Annotated in this window: 12 protein-coding genes and 4 tRNA genes; 8 read left to right on the forward strand and 8 right to left on the reverse strand. The window is 41.5% G+C overall.

The features are described 5' to 3' along the window. Positions 1-51: 51 nt before the first annotated feature. Positions 52-888 (reverse strand): hypothetical protein, encoded by an 837-nt coding sequence (locus tag HYG93_RS03700; protein ID WP_256733380.1) that lies wholly within the window; start codon positions 886-888, stop codon positions 52-54. Positions 889-1065: 177 nt separating this feature from the next. Between HYG93_RS03700 and HYG93_RS03705 the strand changes: the two genes are divergently transcribed. After that, positions 1066-2175, forward strand: a complete 1110-nt coding sequence (locus HYG93_RS03705; protein ID WP_106985341.1) for an HPP family protein — start codon at positions 1066-1068, stop codon at positions 2173-2175. A 124-nt stretch (positions 2176-2299) separates the two neighbouring features. Here the strand turns inward: HYG93_RS03705 and HYG93_RS03710 are convergent, their stop codons facing one another. Further along, entirely contained in the window at positions 2300-2560 is a 261-nt protein-coding gene (locus HYG93_RS03710) for a PspC domain-containing protein (protein ID WP_106985342.1), read from the reverse strand. A 286-nt stretch (positions 2561-2846) separates the two neighbouring features. Between HYG93_RS03710 and HYG93_RS03715 the strand changes: the two genes are divergently transcribed. Then, positions 2847-3515: a hypothetical protein gene (locus tag HYG93_RS03715; RefSeq protein WP_106985343.1), complete on the forward strand. Its 669-nt coding sequence runs from the start codon at positions 2847-2849 to the stop codon at positions 3513-3515. 23 nt (positions 3516-3538) lie between these two features. Here HYG93_RS03715 and HYG93_RS03720 read toward each other — a convergent pair. The 6 genes from HYG93_RS03720 to HYG93_RS03745 all read right to left on the reverse strand — a co-directional run bounded on the left by HYG93_RS03720 (position 3539) and on the right by HYG93_RS03745 (position 9658). After that, a tRNA-Lys gene (locus HYG93_RS03720) sits at positions 3539-3614 on the reverse strand. A gap of 213 nt (positions 3615-3827) precedes the next feature. Continuing rightward, positions 3828-3903 (reverse strand) — tRNA-Lys (locus tag HYG93_RS03725). A 47-nt stretch (positions 3904-3950) separates the two neighbouring features. After that, a tRNA-Lys gene (locus tag HYG93_RS03730) sits at positions 3951-4026 on the reverse strand. 22 nt (positions 4027-4048) lie between these two features. Then, positions 4049-4124 (reverse strand) — tRNA-Lys (locus tag HYG93_RS03735). 129 nt (positions 4125-4253) lie between these two features. Beyond that, on the reverse strand, positions 4254-6095 hold the full coding sequence (locus HYG93_RS03740) for a long-chain-acyl-CoA synthetase (RefSeq protein ID WP_106985344.1): 1842 nt from the start codon (positions 6093-6095) through the stop codon (positions 4254-4256). A gap of 185 nt (positions 6096-6280) precedes the next feature. Continuing rightward, positions 6281-9658: an Rne/Rng family ribonuclease gene (locus HYG93_RS03745; RefSeq protein ID WP_106985345.1), complete on the reverse strand. Its 3378-nt coding sequence runs from the start codon at positions 9656-9658 to the stop codon at positions 6281-6283. A 757-nt stretch (positions 9659-10415) separates the two neighbouring features. Here HYG93_RS03745 and HYG93_RS03750 point away from each other — a divergent pair. From HYG93_RS03750 to HYG93_RS03775, 6 genes are all read left to right on the forward strand, one after another. Further along, positions 10416-11378 (forward strand): RluA family pseudouridine synthase, encoded by a 963-nt coding sequence (locus HYG93_RS03750; protein WP_106985346.1) that lies wholly within the window; start codon positions 10416-10418, stop codon positions 11376-11378. 131 nt (positions 11379-11509) lie between these two features. Next, on the forward strand, positions 11510-12178 hold the full coding sequence (locus HYG93_RS03755) for an HAD-IA family hydrolase (protein WP_106985347.1): 669 nt from the start codon (positions 11510-11512) through the stop codon (positions 12176-12178). A gap of 484 nt (positions 12179-12662) precedes the next feature. Beyond that, on the forward strand, positions 12663-13460 hold the full coding sequence (locus HYG93_RS03760) for a 2-keto-4-pentenoate hydratase (RefSeq protein WP_106985348.1): 798 nt from the start codon (positions 12663-12665) through the stop codon (positions 13458-13460). Positions 13461-13496: 36 nt separating this feature from the next. Next, complete coding sequence (locus HYG93_RS03765) at positions 13497-14399, forward strand: acetaldehyde dehydrogenase (acetylating) (protein ID WP_106985349.1); 903 nt, start codon at positions 13497-13499, stop codon at positions 14397-14399. Positions 14400-14409: 10 nt separating this feature from the next. After that, positions 14410-15429: a 4-hydroxy-2-oxovalerate aldolase gene (dmpG, locus tag HYG93_RS03770; RefSeq protein ID WP_106985350.1), complete on the forward strand. Its 1020-nt coding sequence runs from the start codon at positions 14410-14412 to the stop codon at positions 15427-15429. A 569-nt stretch (positions 15430-15998) separates the two neighbouring features. Continuing rightward, positions 15999-17249, forward strand: a complete 1251-nt coding sequence (locus tag HYG93_RS03775; RefSeq protein ID WP_120365191.1) for an OprD family outer membrane porin — start codon at positions 15999-16001, stop codon at positions 17247-17249. Positions 17250-17287: the final 38 nt, after the last annotated feature.

Genomic DNA, 17287 nt, shown 5'->3' on the forward strand with positions numbered 1-17287 from the left:
GGATAGTCTTTTTCAGATTCAATCAATAATTGAACCGCTCTTTCTCTGATTTCAGGGGTATATTTTAATTTGGTCATCGGAACATTCTCTCAGAATACTGAGTCTCCGACAAACCCGGTACGGTTCATTCTCTAAAAATAGATGGCTTTCTTTTTGTAAAACTTGTTCTTTGTATTCGAGCCAATATAGCCAATTGTTGTATGGGCGTAGTTCATTCAGTGCGTCCATCAGTGGATCATTTTCACCACTATAACTAGCCACTATCCATGGTCTTTTACAGCCTGTTGATAGTACAACTTTATTTAAAATAGACTGATGCTGGCTTAATTGAGAAGGGGTATTTCTTTGAACTTGTCCTGCATGTTGACCATTTAAGTAAATAATACAGGGGTCATCAAAAAGTTCAGGATTTATTTGATCGACTGAACCTAGATCATAAATAGCTGGTAGTGGATACATGCCAACCATATAACAAGCATTAATGAGTAATGGGTCAAAGTTAGTGGTCAAAATACGTTTGATATAACCTTGCTTTAATAATTCTGCGATGGTCAGGTGAGCAAAGTTTAGTTTGGCTTTGGGGATGCTCCTTGCTTCATTACCCTGAATATGCCATTGAAAAATCTCTTTACGATGAGCAGGTGATAGTTTACTCATAATATAGTTGTATAGAAGTTGGCTTAAATCCTCTTGAGCCAGTTTTTGCTCTTCGTCAGTAAAATAATTTGGAAAGTTTTCGATCGCGATTTTCATTAGCTTTTGCGCAGGCGGTATGCCAGCAGATACAGAAATGCCTGCTCCGACCAGTAAAATTGCACCACCATCTTCTTTAGCATCTTTTAAAGAGGCTGCTAAGTGTTTTAAAAGTTCTTCGCGCTTTGGGTTCATTATTTTTTTATAAAGTCATATGTTGCTTACTATATTATGGTTAAGTTGATGTTTTTCAAATTTTATTTATATTTTCAAAAATAAATCTAATATTTATAACATATAAAATAAATACATCTTTTAATGAAGTGTCGCCTATAATTCGTTTAAATATAAAACAGCAAATGCAGGTCTCACGTGTTTCACTCCAAAGCAGCTTGGCTCAATACCCTAAAACCTAATTTTAAAGTGCTCCCGCTTAAAGACCGCGTCTTATGTGGGGTAGGGGCTTTGCTTGGATTAAGTATTTCCTCGCTCATCAGTTGGCTTGCACTAGGTAACCTAAATGCATGGTATATCGCGCCTATGGGCGCATCTTCAGTGCTGTTGTTTGCTGTGCCTGCTAGTCCTTTGGCACAGCCCTGGAATATGGTGGTTGGTAACAGTATTGCGGCGCTCATCGGTGTGACCTGCGCAATGTGGATACCCAATCAGACTGAAGCATTTAGTGTAGCCGTTGCGCTGGCTATCGTGCTGATGATGACCACAGATTCCTTACATCCGCCGAGTGGCGCAGTGGCGATTACTGCGGTGCTGGGTGGCAAAGCTGTACAAGATTTGGGTTATGCATTTCTGTTTTATCCTGTGCTATTAAATTCTGTATTGCTGATGGCCTTTGCTATATTTTATAACCGTTTGCTTGGTAAACCATATCCGCAGCGTCCACAGGTCAATATACGCAGCGCAGATCCGACACCGACGCAAAAAGTATCTATTCGGCCAGTAGATATTCAGCAGGTATTAGAACGTCAGAGCCAGTTGCTCGATATTAGTGAATATGACTTACAGAAAATTATTTTAGAAGCACAGCAGTTGGCAAACCGTCGCAATTTAAGTCAGTTTAGCTGTCGTGACATTATGAGCCGTCAGGTGCTTACTTTGAGGGCCGAAGATGATATTCAGTCGGCTTTAGAAAAATTTAAACAGGTGAATTTAATGAGCCTGCCGGTGGTAGGTGATTTGGACCGATTGGTGGGTAATTTAGCTTTGTATGAGGTCGTGGAGTGGTTCAAACGCGCTGCTGATCCTAAAGCCAGCTGGGAAAATCACGTATATCAGATTATGAATCCTAAAGTGGTGACTGTCAGACCAGATCAACCGATTGAAGATTTAGTTCCATACTTTGTTGAGCGTTCTTTTAATTACATCCCTGTGGTTGAAAATCAGCGCTTAATTGGCATGATTAGTCGTGCAGACATGATTGCAGCCTTAAATCAGCAAATTCACTTCTTAAAAGAGAAAGCTTAAATGTAGGCAAAAAAAAGCTGTAGGCTTTTGGGGGAAAACCTACAGCGACCAAAGAGGTCTAAGGGATCTCTATTGTGTTTATAACAACAGACTAAAATTAAAATAACCTGAATTTAAATGCAGATTATTGCAACGGATCATTATTTACAGTACGTACAGGGTGGTCATAGCCTTGCATATTTTTGTATTGGCTTTGCTGTTTTGGAATCACCAGCCATAAAACCAAATACACCAAAATCCCTGGAAATGCTGCACTCATACATGAAACGATCACGAAAATAACGCGCAACAAATTTGCATTCCAACCAAAACGTTCAGCAATACCGCCCATTACACCCGCAATCATGTTTGAACGGTTCGAACGATATAAACCAACATTGGCCATTCAAGTCTCCTTAATTCATCAATTGTTATATGAAGCATCATGTGAACGATAAAACTTAATTCAATCATGCATCCATACTTTTAAAATGGTGACATGGATCAATTTTTAAAGCTGTTTTAAGCAAAAAAAACGTAAAGATATGTAAAAGAATGAGGATTTAGAAAATAATGGTGGCATACATTTAATTTTAAAAATTTATACAGCATACATATCTATAAAATTTAGAGTTTTTTAATGTCTGATAAGCAATTGGTCATCATATATAAGAGTAGAGCATATTTTACTGATGAAAATTTTAACCGCTCTTCACTTATCGAAGTATTGCCAGCGTTGGGTGACGAAGCAAGTTTGGCTAGGCATGATGGTTTTATCATGCTTTGCCCTCATAGGGTGTAGCTCACCTGAGCATCAAGCCAGTAATGTGCAAAAAGATGTCATCCAAGTGGATAGGTTGGATCTAGAAAAACAGAAGGGTCGTGCTTTATTGAATGTGGCGTTGGGGCAGGAGAGGGTTGCGATCGCTGAACAACCTATGAATGTGGGCTTGGTGAACCAAGAGGCGATGCCTTATGTTGGCCGTTATGCCACGAAAATTGATTGCGAAGATGCTTTTGTCGGTTGTGAAAGTGGTGAAGCTGATTTCATTATCAGTTTATCACCCAATGGTATAGCACATCGCATGATTAAACATCGTGGCTCCATTACCTTTACCTCCAATCAACAATATCGGCAGGACCATTGGTCTTATGACCCAAATGTGCATCAAATTATTTTGCATCGTGCTTCAGGGGGCGACTTTTTTTATGATATTGATGCTAAAAAAAATATTGTGATGGATTTGGATAAAATTGCTCATGCAACTGAAGTGAATCAGCAATATTTTGCTGAAGGGAATCCATTGCCACTGAAAGCTTATGTGCTAGAAAAAATTAATACTCGATCTGTGCAAGAATAGATCAAATTGAAAATAACAGAATGTGGTGGGTTGTGTGGGGTTCGAACCTACGACCAATAGATTAAGAGTCTACTGCTCTACCAGCTGAGCTAACAACCCTTTGTCAGGATTAGTGAACTTAAAGCATTGCTTTGAAGTATCACCCGAGTGCAAAAGTGAATGTATAGACGTCAAAAAACACCGTACATTGCAACATCGGTATAGCAAAATTTCGAGAATGGCAAATACACCCGAATGGGTAGATTGGTCTTGGTCGGAACTTGCAGGTTTCTTTTTCTTCGCATGCCGGAAGAAAGAAGCCCTAAGAAAGAATGGTGGGTCGTCCGCGACTCGAACGCGGGACCAATAGATTAAAAGTCTACTGCTCTACCAACTGAGCTAACGACCCTTAGGGGGTATACTGCATTTTAGTCTAAAACCGAAGTTTTAGAAAGATGGTGGGTCGTCCGCGACTCGAACGCGGGACCAATAGATTAAAAGTCTACTGCTCTACCAACTGAGCTAACGACCCATCTTTGGGGTATCGAAGTAAATGGTGGGTCGTCCGCGACTCGAACGCGGGACCAATAGATTAAAAGTCTACTGCTCTACCAACTGAGCTAACGACCCATATCACTTGATGGTGCGTATTGTAGCAAGATATCGATTGAGCGCAAGTAAAAAATCATAAACTTGCTTTTGTTTGTTTATAAATACAACAAAAAAGCCCGTTTTTATCAAAAAACGGGCTTTTTATAATCAGAAACGATACTTGTAGGCGTTAATGTTGCTTAAAATATCTGCAGTTAAGTCACAGTAAGCATCACTATTGGGTAGCCAAACCAAGATACGATCACTGGTTTTTTCAGGATCAAAGCCTTGTTCTTTTAACTTACTCTTTTGATATTTAAAGGTGCCTGTGGTTTCAACTTGCTGTTGTATGCGTAAAAACAACGGGACTGCATAGGCTGGAAGGCATTTTTTAAATTCAACCAGCATATCTTTGCAGTCTTGTTCATCTAATACAGCATTTGGGTGTAGGGTAATGGCTGCCATACCTGCACGACCATTGGTATTTGGAATTTCTACACCATAAACTACGGCTTCTGAAATTTTACTGTACTCACTCACCATGTTCTCAACTTCAGTTGTTGACACATTCTCGCCTTTCCAGCGGAAGGTATCACCTAGGCGATCCACAAATTGTGCATGGCGGAAGCCAATATCACGCACTAAATCGCCGGTATTGAAGTAAGCATCGCCATGCTTAAACATATCTTTGATAATGACCGATTTATTTTTTTCTGGATCGGTATAGCCATCGAACGGTGAGCGACGGGTAATTTTACCCACCAATAGCCCCACTTCACCTTTTTTAACTTTAATGCACCATCCTTTTTTATTGCGGATGGGCTCATTCTTTTCTTTATCAAATTGAATAACCGCATACGGTGTTGGCGAGAAGCCTACAGTATTGTCAAAGTTAAATACGTTACTAAAGCCAACGTTGCCTTCACTCGACGCATATAACTCTAAGACTTCTTCAATACCAAAGCGTTCTTTAAATTTGTCCCAGATATTTGGGCGCATACCGTTACCAATCATTTTGGTGACACGGTGGCCTTTTTCAAGATCAGATCGTGGTGCATCCATAAGATAGCGACACAGCTCACCAACATAGCCAATCGCTGAGGCATCAAATTTTTGTACATCTTTCCAAAAAGAGGAAGTTGAGTATTTACGACGAATTGCGAGTGTTGCAGCACCTGCAATCACACCACACCAGCACACCACAGTACCTGTTGCATGGTAAAGGGGCAGGGTGACATACATGACGTCATCTGGAGTGAGATTTAAAATATGACCGTAAGTGCCATAAGCCAATGTCCAACGACTATTGGTAAAAATCACGGCCTTAGGGAGGCCGGTGGTGCCAGAAGTGTAAATATAAAACAGACCATCTTTGCCTTTTACACTTTGTGTGGTTGGTGGGTTGAATTTTGGAAATTGCTCAATCAGCTGAGCGAGGTTTTGAAAGCCTTTAGGTGCTTTACCTGCATCTATTAGTGTTGCTTGATCGGCAAACCAATGTAAACGCTCTGGTGCGACGCTCAGGTCATTACGAATTTCATCAACAGCAACACGGCATTCTTCACCTACAATCACAGCGATCGGGTTCACAAGGTTAATGCTATGTGCGAGCACCTTACCTACTTGAGAGGTATTCACCAGTGCAGCCGTCACGCCAATTTTTGCTAACGCAACAATACATGCCACCAACTCAGAGCGGTTTTCAATCATCACCGCAATCACATCACCTTTTTTAGCTCCGAGGGAAAGGTAGTAATGCGAAATCTGGTTAGCCCATTGGTTGAGCTCGGTATAGGTATATTTTTGTTCTTCAAAGAGTAAAGCCATGCCATTTGGATTGCGCTTAACGGCTTTTTCAAATGCGAGACCAAGACCAGCAGGTGTATTTGGAGTGCGTAAATAGGCTTGTTTTAGTCCCGTCAATAAATTAGGGACTTTGCTCATAAATTTTGGAATTTTAGCAGCGACATCCGCAATCCCAATCAGGTCGTGTTGTGTAGTTTGGCTCATGAGAATCCTAGTTATTTTGCGTAATCCAATACGTCTTTTGTTAGCGGTATATGATGCATTCAGTAGAGATATTGGTTTTTAATCGTTTTAATCTAGTGCAATCAACCTAATTTGACAAAAGTATCAAAAAAAAACCAGTCACCGAAATGACTGGATTTTTTTAATCAGCTGCAATTTTGCAAGTATTACTCAGCTGAAGTATTACTTTTCTTTGGTGGACGACCACGAGGACGGCGCGGGCGAGCTGGTTTGTCTTTGTCTGCTTTGACTTTTTCGTCATCCGCATCAACGACATCCGTATTTTCTGCGGCTTCCTGAACCTCAGACTCAGCTTCAACAACTTCATTCACTTCAACAGGTGTTGCTTCAACTTCTGCTGGTGTTTCAGTTGCTTCTTCTACAACTGGCTCTATTGCAAGCGTTGCTTGAGTAGGTGCGAGTTCTTCAAGCACTGGAGCGACTTCAGCTACATGTTCAATAGTTGGTGTTGCTTCAGTTGTGCTTTCAGCTGTTTCGGTTACTTCAGCTTGCGCGCTTTTCGCTTGCTCAAGGGCTTGTTCTGCCGCCAATTTAGCTAAACGACGACGCACACGTGGATCATTTGAAACACGATTTTCAGAAGTTGCTTTCGGTGGTGTTAAGTCCAATACCGGTGCAGGTTCTGCTTGAGGTGCTGCTTTAGCAACGACAACATCACGTGTGACAGGTTTTTTCTCAACAGCTGTTGGTGCAACTGTAGAAAGTATAGCTGCATACTCTTCCGTGAATTTTTGCAATGCACGGTTGAATGTTGGAATTAAACCAAACTGTTCAATTAGCACAGAGCAGTCTTCACCATAGACATGGCGAATTAGACTCCCCACAGTATATTCACCCAAAGTTGGTACTTGTGAAGGTGATAACTTCGGTGCCTGAGCTTGACGATTTTGCGCTTCACGTTGCTGACGACGACGTTGACGTGGGTCATTGCTTGCACGTTTCACTGGTGCATCTTGAACTGGCTTTTCAGCAGGTTCTTGATGTGCTTTGGCTTTGCTCTTGTGCTCCGCTTTTGGTGCTTCAGTAACAACAGCAGTTTCTGCTGGTGTAGCTTCTGCAACTTGTGCACGTGCTGGCTTTTCAGCTTTTGCTGGTGCTTCAGGCGTTAAAGCAACAATTTCACTTTGCGCTTGATCAAGGTTTACCACCATAGCAGTTGGAAGAATCTCTTGGCGAGGTACTTCAATAGTTTCTACTTTAGGTTGGCGCGAAGCGACAGCAGGCGTGTTTTCAACTGCCAACTCTTGAGCAATGGTTTGCTCATTTAAAACGCTTGGATCGCGGTGGCGATTTGGGCGGTTTGGACGTTGGTGGTTGTTGCGATCACGACGTGGAACAGCTTGTTGCTCATGATTTTGTTGCACATCATGCTGCTGTTGTTCGTTGTGATTGTTGTTGTGTGGGCGACGTGAGTTGCGCTTGTTTTCACGCGCTTCTTGACGTTGCTCTTGACGCGACACTTGGAGCACTTCTTCATGCACTTGATGTTGTGGTGCATTGTCTTGAACAACTTGCTCACGTGGTTCTTTGTGTTTGTTGCGTTGCTTTTTGTTGTGGTTGCGCTGAGTTGCTTTTTCGTCTTTCTCAACATGCTTTTCTGTTTCACGAACATCAGGCTTATGTGTAACAGACGTAGACGGCGCTAAGTACACATTGCTTGCAGGTGCGGCAACTGGTGCAGCTGCTGTAGCAACTTGACCCACTTGGCCAAATTGACCACGGCTTACAGCACCACCATTCACCATTTGTTCAATCATGGTTGCTGCATTATTTGCAGTACGTGATTGATCGATGGTTGCAGCTTGCTTTTGTACAAACAAGTTTTCTAACCAAGCACATGGGCTAGAGCTTGCAACAGCAGGTGCTGGCGCTTGAGCGACAGGTGCTTGTTGTGCAGCTTGAGCCTTGTGTTGTGACTTTTTATGGCCTTTTTCTTGTGTTTGAACAGGCGCTTGAGCGACTTGTTGTTCGTCTTCTAAATGCCATTCAGAAGCTTCATAGCCCAATTCTTTTTCGCTTGAACGTGTTGCTTCAGTACGCTCGTAGCTGGTTGGCGCAAAGCCTTCTGGGTTGTATGAAATTTCGTAATGTGGTGTTTCTAAATGCGGGTGAGGCAATACAGTGACACGTACATTTGAAGTTTGTTCTAAGTACACAAGGCTATGACGTTTTTCATTCAATAAGAAGGCTGCAATTTCTACAGGAACTTCAACTTGAACTTCACCATGACGCTCGCGAAGGGCAATCTCTTCAACTTTACGCATAATTGAAAGTGAAAGAGAGCGTAGGTCACGAACCATACCAGTGCCGTGGCAACGTGGGCATACATAACCGGTTGCTTCTTCGAGTGATGGACGTAAGCGTTGACGGCTCATTTCCATTAAACCAAAGCGAGACAATTGACCGAATTGAATGCGGGCACGGTCGCTTTGTGTAGCTTCACGAAGTTTCGCTTCAACCATACGTTGGTTGCGGTCTTTGGTCATGTCGATGAAGTCGATAACAACCAAGCCACCAATGTCGCGTAAACGAAGTTGGCGCGCAATTTCTTCAGCTGCTTCTAAGTTGGTGTTGAGTGCAGTTTCTTCTACATCGTGACCACGTGTTGATTTCGCTGAGTTAATGTCGATAGACACTAAAGCTTCAGTTTGGTCAATCACAATTGAACCACCAGAAGGAAGTTTAACTTCACGCTCATAAGCCGTTTGAATTTGGCTTTCAATACCAAAATGAGCGAATAACGGTTCATTTAAGGTATAGGTTTTTAGTTTGTCGATTTGACGAGGCATCACAGCTTTAACAAAGTTATATGCTTCGTTATACGCTTGTTCAGAGTCAATCAGAATTTCTGCAACGTCATCACGTAGATAGTCACGAATTGCACGTGTTACGACACCAGCTTCTTGATGAACAAGCATTGGTGATGGACCTGAATTAGACGTGCTTTGGATTTGAGCCCAAAGGTCTAATAAGTGCTGTAGGTCAAGTTGCAATTCTTCTTGTGAACGGCCAATACCTGCAGTACGTACAATTACGCTCATACCGCGAGGGATATTTAAAGATGCCAACATTTCTTTCAATTCTTCACGAACTGAACCAGAAATTTGACGACTAATACCGCCACCTTTAGGGTTGTTTGGCATAAGTACCAAATAACGACCCGCAAGTGAAATGAAAGTAGATAAAGCTGCGCCTTTGTTGCCGCGTTCTTCTTTTTCCACTTGAACTAAAAGTTCAGTGCCTTCCGTGATGAGCTCACGAATGTTTGAAGTTTGACGAGGGTCAGCTTTGTAATATGAGTTGGCAATTTCCCGCATCGACAAGAAACCTTGACGACCTGCACCGTATTCAACGAATACAGCTTCTAGAGAAGGTTCAACGCGAGTCACGTGACCTTTATAGATGTTGGATTTTTTTTGCTCACGCGTACGATTTTCTAAGTCAAAATCGTAAAGACGTTGTCCAGTGACAAGTGCAACGCGAATCTCTTCGGCATGTGTTGCATTAATCAACATACGTTTCATGGAGTAACACCTAATAGTGATACACAACAAAACATCGCTATACACGTAGCGAACATCAAACAACGGATCAACCCTCAGATCTCAAATATACCGATTGCGGTCTGAGTTTTTTTACCGGCCTTCTTTATAGTGGGCTTCGGTTTTTGATTCACGTATTGATGATGGCAATACGGCTTCAATCTTTAAACGATTAAAGTCACCTCATGGATTCACTGGCGGACAAGCGGTACATTGGATGTGAGTAACTTTCACTGTCACATTGCTCAAAGATCATCCCTTCTTTGTAGATAGAGTGTCTTGATACGGAATTATCATCGTATCTTTACAACTTGTGCAGATCCAATGTATCAACGCTGTAGCCTGAATGCAGCATTAGGGCGCGACTAATCTGATGTGTATCAGTTTACGTTTAAAACCAACTAAAGTTGGCAGCATATTTTTTTGGGTAAGCTGCTTTTACATCGTATAGATGTAATTAAACGCAACAGCTTACAGTTTTGCCGATATAATAAGCCTTCGGCGTCGGCATAATTCTTTTGGGACCTATGCGTATTTAGATGGGCATTTCATTGAAAAAGCATGCTCAGTAAACTGAAACGATTCAACTTTTGTCCACCAACGATGGTTTCCGTGCGCTGACTATATCAAACCTTGCATCATCTGCCTATGGGCTAAGCTTATGTTTCTTGTGTAAAGCATAGCCTAAATGATCAGTTTTTAACCAAATTTAGTATTTTTTTTAGGTCACAGTAATTGTATGAATTCTACACAGCAATGGCAAAGCGTCACTTGGTTTGAAGTGGATGAGCATCAAGCGGGACAGCGCATTGATAATTTTCTATTTACCCGACTCAAAGGCGTACCTAAAAGTCGAATTTATCGTTTGATTCGTGAAAGCCAAGTGCGTGTAAATAAAAAACGCGTGAAAGCAGAAACTAAATTAAATATTGGCGATCAAGTTCGGGTTGCCCCAATTCGCTATGAACAAAAAGACGAATCAGCCGTACCTGTGTCAGATAAAGTGGCACAAAGTTTATTGGCGCGTGTGATTTACGAAGATGAAGGCTTAATGGTGGTAAATAAGCCATCAGGTATTGCTGTGCATGGCGGTAGTGGTGTGGCTTATGGCTTGATTGAAGGCTTACGTGCTGCTACAGGTAAAAAATATTTAGAGCTGATTCACCGTATTGACCGTGATACATCTGGTTTGGTGATGATTTCTAAAAAGCGTAGTGTATTGAAGACTTTACAAGATATGTTGCGCGAGCACAAAATTCAAAAGACCTATGCGGCTGTGGTCAAAGGCCAAGTGAGTTTAGATAAACAGTTGATTGATCAGCCACTACTTCGTTATGAATTGGCCAATGGCGAGCGTCGTGTACGCGTGTCTAAAGACGGTAAAGAATCGAAAACCCAGTGGAATGTTCAAGAACGCTTTATGCATGCAACTTTGGTGTACGCTTCGCCATTGTCTGGTCGTACCCATCAGATTCGTGTGCATGGCCTGAGTATTGGTCATCCGTTGGTGGGTGATGATAAATACGGTCATGAAACTGACTATAAAGGTCCGAAACCGCGCCGTTTATGCTTACATGCAATGCGCCTTGAAATTCCAGGTTATGCGACGATTGAGGCGCCATTACCTGAAGACATGCAAAGTTTAGTGGCGCAGCTGCGCGCACAGAAAGCGGATAAACCAGCTGCAACGCCTGAGGATTAATTTTTAAATTGTTGTCCTTTCTATAGCTCTGCGCTGTGTAAAATTGAGTTAGATCTCATTTCTCCCAAGCCTGCTCTACAAGGGGTAGGCACATGATTTGTTTTAAGCAGAATCAAATTTAGGAAAATTGTATGAAAAAACCAGTAGAACTGATCATTTTTGATTGGGATGGCACTTTATTTGATTCCGTTGGACAAATTGTGGCAAGTCTTATGTTTGCTGCCGAGCAGTATCAGCAACCGCTGACTGCTGAAGATGCAAAAAGCATTATTGGCCTAGGTTTACCAGAAGTTGCTCAGCGTTTATTTCCGAATGTACCTGAATTACATGAAGAGATTTTACAAAGCTATGCAACCCATTATGTCGCGAACTCAAAAGGTGATGCATGGTTTGCAGGCGTGTCAGAAATGCTACGTGATTTGAAAGATCAAGGAGTGCAATTGGCGGTTGCTACAGGGAAGAGTCGTAAAGGTTTAGACCGTGTGTTACATCAGACGCAAAGCGAAGATTTATTTGTTGCAACACGTGCTGCCAGTGAAACTAAATCCAAACCCGATCCGTTGATGTTGCAAGAAATCTTGCAGCAAACAGGTGTGGTTGCAGAGGCTGCAATTATGGTGGGGGATACCTCTTATGATTTGCAGATGGCGCAAAATATTCAGATGCCTCGAGTTGGGGTGCTATATGGTGTGCATGATCAGCAAGTACTGTCGCAATTTGCTCCACTGGCAATTGTGTCTGATGTGCGTAAATTGCATGATTTTCTTTTGGCACAAGTACAAGATATTGAACTGATTTAAGCTTTAACTGGCTTAAATAAAGAGAAATGGCGGGTGGCTAGTATCTAGCGAGTCCCGCCTTTTTTTATGCAATATTGGAAAAATTTGAAGCTTATATTGGTAGGCATAGTCTTAAAAAACAACAAATGATCTAGTCTTTTAGTCGTATATAGGGTGTTTATTTTCGATTGAGGGAAATTCATACACCCGCTGTGATTTTGATTGCAGCTTATTGTTTAATCTTAAAGTTTTGTTTTTAAATAATAAATCCGAGTTAATTTATAGGAATTAGCTATTGTTAGAAATAAAATAAGTATTGGCACTTGGGTGGCAAAATCCCGATTCTAAACTAGTTTATTTATATAAGCGTTCTCTGCTGAAGTACCTGCCAGACATGATTGTTGGTCAGGAAGGGTTGAGGTTCATTGACTTTACACATGAACTTTAAATTGACTTTTCACAGATGGCGCTGTAAGTCCCATTTTTGCAGTTTAAGGAAACATTGATGTCGAATTCTGCTGTTGTTGAGTCAGTTGCTTTAGCACTGCGAGAAGCTGAACTATCAAAAAAAGCGATTGCGCCAATCCGTCCACAACTTGGCGGTGAAAGTGCAGATGTTGATATTGCGTATGCGGTTCAGGAAGTAAATACTGCGCGCGCTTTAACAGAAGGTCGTCGTTTAACTGGCCGTAAAATTGGTTTGACTTCAAAAGTAGTTCAAGCACAGTTGGGCGTAGATCAGCCTGACTTTGGTATGTTATTTGCCGATATGGCTTATGGTGATGGCGAAGCGATCCCAGCGGGTCTTTTGATCCAGCCTAAAGTTGAAGCAGAAATCGCTTTAGTGATCAAAGCAGATTTAACGAAAGAAAAACACACTTACGCAGACATTATTAGTGCAACTGACTATGCACTTCCTGCGGTAGAAGTGGTTGATAGCCGTATCGAAAATTGGAAAATTTCATTGATTGATACCGTGGCTGATAATGCATCTTCAGCGGCTTATGTTTTAGGTTCACGCCCTGTGAAACTGGAAAACCTTGATCTTGTAAATTGCAAAATGACCATGACTCGCGCGGGCGAAGTGGTATCTCAAGGTGTTGGTAAAGCATGTCTTGCAAACCCACTTAATGCTGCTGTTTGGTTGGCAGATGAAATGGTACGCCGTGGTCGTCCACTTTTGGCAGGTGACATCATTTTGACTGGTGCACTTGGCCCAATGGTTGTGGCAAACGCGGGTGACGAATTCGTGGTTGAAATTGAAGGTTTTGGTTCTGTAACAGCTGCATTTGCTGCTGAATAAGACTTGGCCTGAGCAAAATTTTTAGAGAGTACGTTAATGAAAAAGATTAAATGTGCAATGATCGGTCCAGGTAATATTGGTACTGATTTGCTTTACAAACTTCAACGCAGCGAATGGTTAGAACCAGTATGGATGGTGGGTATTGACCCAACTTCTGAAGGTCTTGCACGTGCTGCAAAAATGGGTTTGAAAACCACTGCTGAAGGCGTAGATGGTTTACTTCCGCATATTATCGAAGACGACATCAAAATTGCATTTGATGCAACTTCAGCTTATGTACATGCTGAAAACAGCCGCAAGTTAAATGAACTTGGCGTGTTAATGATTGACTTAACACCTGCTGCAATTGGTCCATTCTGCGTACCACCAGTGAACTTGAATGCTTTACTTGAATCAGGTGAAGTACCAAACGTAAACATGGTGACATGTGGTGGCCAAGCAACAATTCCAATGATTGCTGCGATTGCTAGCGTTCAGCCTGTGAACTATGGCGAAATCATTGCAACTGCTTCGACTAAGTCTATTGGCCCTGGTACACGTAAAAATATTGATGAATTTACCCGTACAACTGCAAGCGCAATTGAAAAAGTTGGCGGTGCAAAACAAGGTAAAGCCATCATTATTATTAACCCAGCTGAGCCACCAGTGTATATGCGCGATACAGTGCATTGCTTAGTTGAAGGTGAGCCTGATCAAGCTGCTATTACTGAAGCTGTTCATGCCATGCTTAAGGAAGTTCAAAAATATGTACCAGGTTACAAACTTGTAAATGGTCCTATTTTTGATGGCAACCGTGTTTCTATTTTCTTAGAAGTAGAAGGCCTAGGTGACTTCTTGCCTAAATATGCGGGTAACCTCGATATTATGACTGCAGCAGCTGCGCGTACTGCAGAAATGTTTGCAGAGCGTTTAATCGCATCACAAGTTGCTGAAGCTTAAGGAGCACATCATGTCTAAAGTGATTATTAACGATATGACGCTACGTGATGGTATGCACCCACAGCGCCATCAAACTACTGTTGAGCAAATGATTGCCATTTCGACTGCTTTAGATGAAGCAGGTGTACCTTTAATTGAGGTGACACATGGTGATGGTCTTGGCGGTAACTCAGTAAACTACGGTTTTGCTGCTGCGACAGATGAAGAATATTTATCTGCAGTTGTACCACGTATGAAAAATGCCAAAGTAACAGCATTATTGTTGCCTGGTATTGGTACGGTTGATCATTTGCACATGGCACATGAAATTGGCGTATCTACGATTCGTGTTGCAACGCACTCAACTGAAGCAGATTGCTCTGAACAGCACATCACTGCTGCACGTAAGTTGGGTATGGACACTGTTGGTTTCTTAATGATGGCGCACATGGCTTCTCCAGAGCGTTTATTAGAAGAAGCGAAAAAGATGGTGTCTTATGGCGCAAACTGTATCTATGTGACTGACTCTGCAGGCTATATGCTTCCGCAAGATGTTAAAGACCGTGTTGATGCTTTACGTCAAAACCTAGATTCAAACATCGAAATCGGTTTCCATGGTCACCATAACTTAGGTATGGGCGTGGCAAACACGGTTGCTGCGGTTGAAGCGGGCGCGATTCGTGTCGACTTGGCATCTGCAGGTTTGGGTGCTGGCGCGGGTAACACACCACTTGAGCTATTTGTAGCTGTTGCGAACCGTATGCAAATGGAAACTGGCGTTGACTTGTTTAAAGTACAAGACATTGCTGAAGACCTTGTGATTCCAATGATGCACAACCCGATCCGTGCCGATCGGGATGCTGCAACATTAGGTTATGCAGGCGTTTACTCTTCATTCTTGTTATTTGCTAAACGTGCTGAAGCAAAATATGGTGTTTCTGCGCGTGAAATTCTTCTTGAGCTTGGTCGTCGTGGTACGGTTGGCGGTCAAGAAGACATGATCGAAGATTTGGCTTTAACAATGTCTAAAGCACGTGAATTACAAGCTTAATATTACTTAAGCAAAGTTCACTAAAAAGCACTCCATTTGGGGTGCTTTTTTTGTTTATCGCACATGAATTTTAGACAAGAGGCTGATGTTGTCGATTGACCGATGATGTTGCTAAAAAGAGATTTTGCATGTCATAACAGTGTCATTGTGTGCTGAAACAATTCAACTTAATAAAACTGTTGAAAAATATGTTATTTTTTTGATCTAAACATTTGAAATTAATAGTTTTAATATATTGTATTATTTGTTTTAAATATAAGTTTGGGGGCGAGATTAGGCCTCTATTTTAAGGTGTTAAACTTAAAAGCAATAAGTAGCGTGTAGAACTGAATTAAAAAATTTAAAAAATAATTTTAACCATGATAAAACATTTACTTATTTAAACCACATGATAAATAAAGTGGAAAACAGTTATTGCTGAAAACTCTAAACAAAATCAGTCAAAATTACGCAATGAATCAGGATGTGATATTCATCGAAAAAACTTAATACTGTGGTCTGATTTCTCAAACTCGCATTGTTCAGCATGATAGCACCATAGCTTAATTTGATGATTTAGGAAGAGAGCCATGCGTCGTCAAAACTTATGGATAGCAATGCTTGCTGCGACAGCAACTTTAGGGACAACTGCATCTCATGCAGACTTTATTGGCGACAGTCAGGTTCAATTGAAATTTAAAAATTTCTATTTAGACCGTCAAATTGAAGATACGCCAAACAAAAACTGGGGTTCATGGAGCCAAGGCATCACACTGGATGCCAAATCAGGTTACCAAGATATTGGTGGTGTTCAAGTAGGTGCAGACCTTTTGGTACAACATGCCTTTAAACTCAATGGCCGTGATGCAAATGCAGACTTCATTTTGCCGCATGATGGTAAAGAGTCGAAAGATGAATTTGGCAAAGTCGGTGCGACCTTAAAAGCAAAAGTAGCTAAAACAGAATTGAAAGTAGGTGAATTGTTACCCGTTTCTCCAGTTTTAGTCTTTGACCCATCGCGTCAACTACTCACTACATTTAGTGGTGCATGGTTAGAGTCTAAAGACATTAAAGACACAAAATTGACCTTGGCTTATATTGACGGCATTAATAACCGTTATGACAACCAATTCCGTGATTTGACTTTATTTGCTCCTGCAAAAGGTGCGAGCTATTACGATAATGGCCCAAAATCAGACGGTATGTATATTGCGGGTGTTGACCATCAGTTTACACCTGAAATTGGCGGGAGCTACTGGTATGCCGATGTGCAAGATATTTATCGTCAAAACTATGTTGGCCTAAACTACAAAACGAAATTAGGTGAAAAAGCGAAATTTGATAGCCATATTCGTTATTTTGACAATGCAGATTCAGGCAATAGCTTATATGGGCCGATTGATAATCAGGCATTATCAGTAGGTGCAAAAGTGAATTATGGTTCACATACAGTCGGCTTGGGTTACCAACAGATGTTTGGTGATGATGCTTTCCCTACATTGGGTGGCTGGGTACCACAGCCATACTTAGTGAACTGGGGTGTAGCAACATTCACTGCGAAAAATGAAAAATCATTAGGCTTAACTTATGGTTATGACTTCGCTGAAATGGGCGCTAAAGGTTTAAATGCGACTGCGGTTTACATGATGGGCCAAGATGCTGAGACCAATGGAAAGAAAGATCAGAAATCTGATGAGCTGAATTTAATTGTGAATTACACCGTGCCAGAAGGTAAGTTGAAGGGTTTAGGTTTCCAAGCAATGTATATTGATGCGAACTTTGACTATAAGTCAGACCTAGAGGAATACCGTGTAGCAACAACTTATACCTATAAGTTCTAATTTGTAGGTTTAAAACAAAGGGTAATCCAAATTGGGTT

Source organism: Acinetobacter sp. SwsAc6, from assembly GCF_013391565.1.
Classification (GTDB): Bacteria; Pseudomonadota; Gammaproteobacteria; order Pseudomonadales; family Moraxellaceae; genus Acinetobacter; species Acinetobacter cumulans.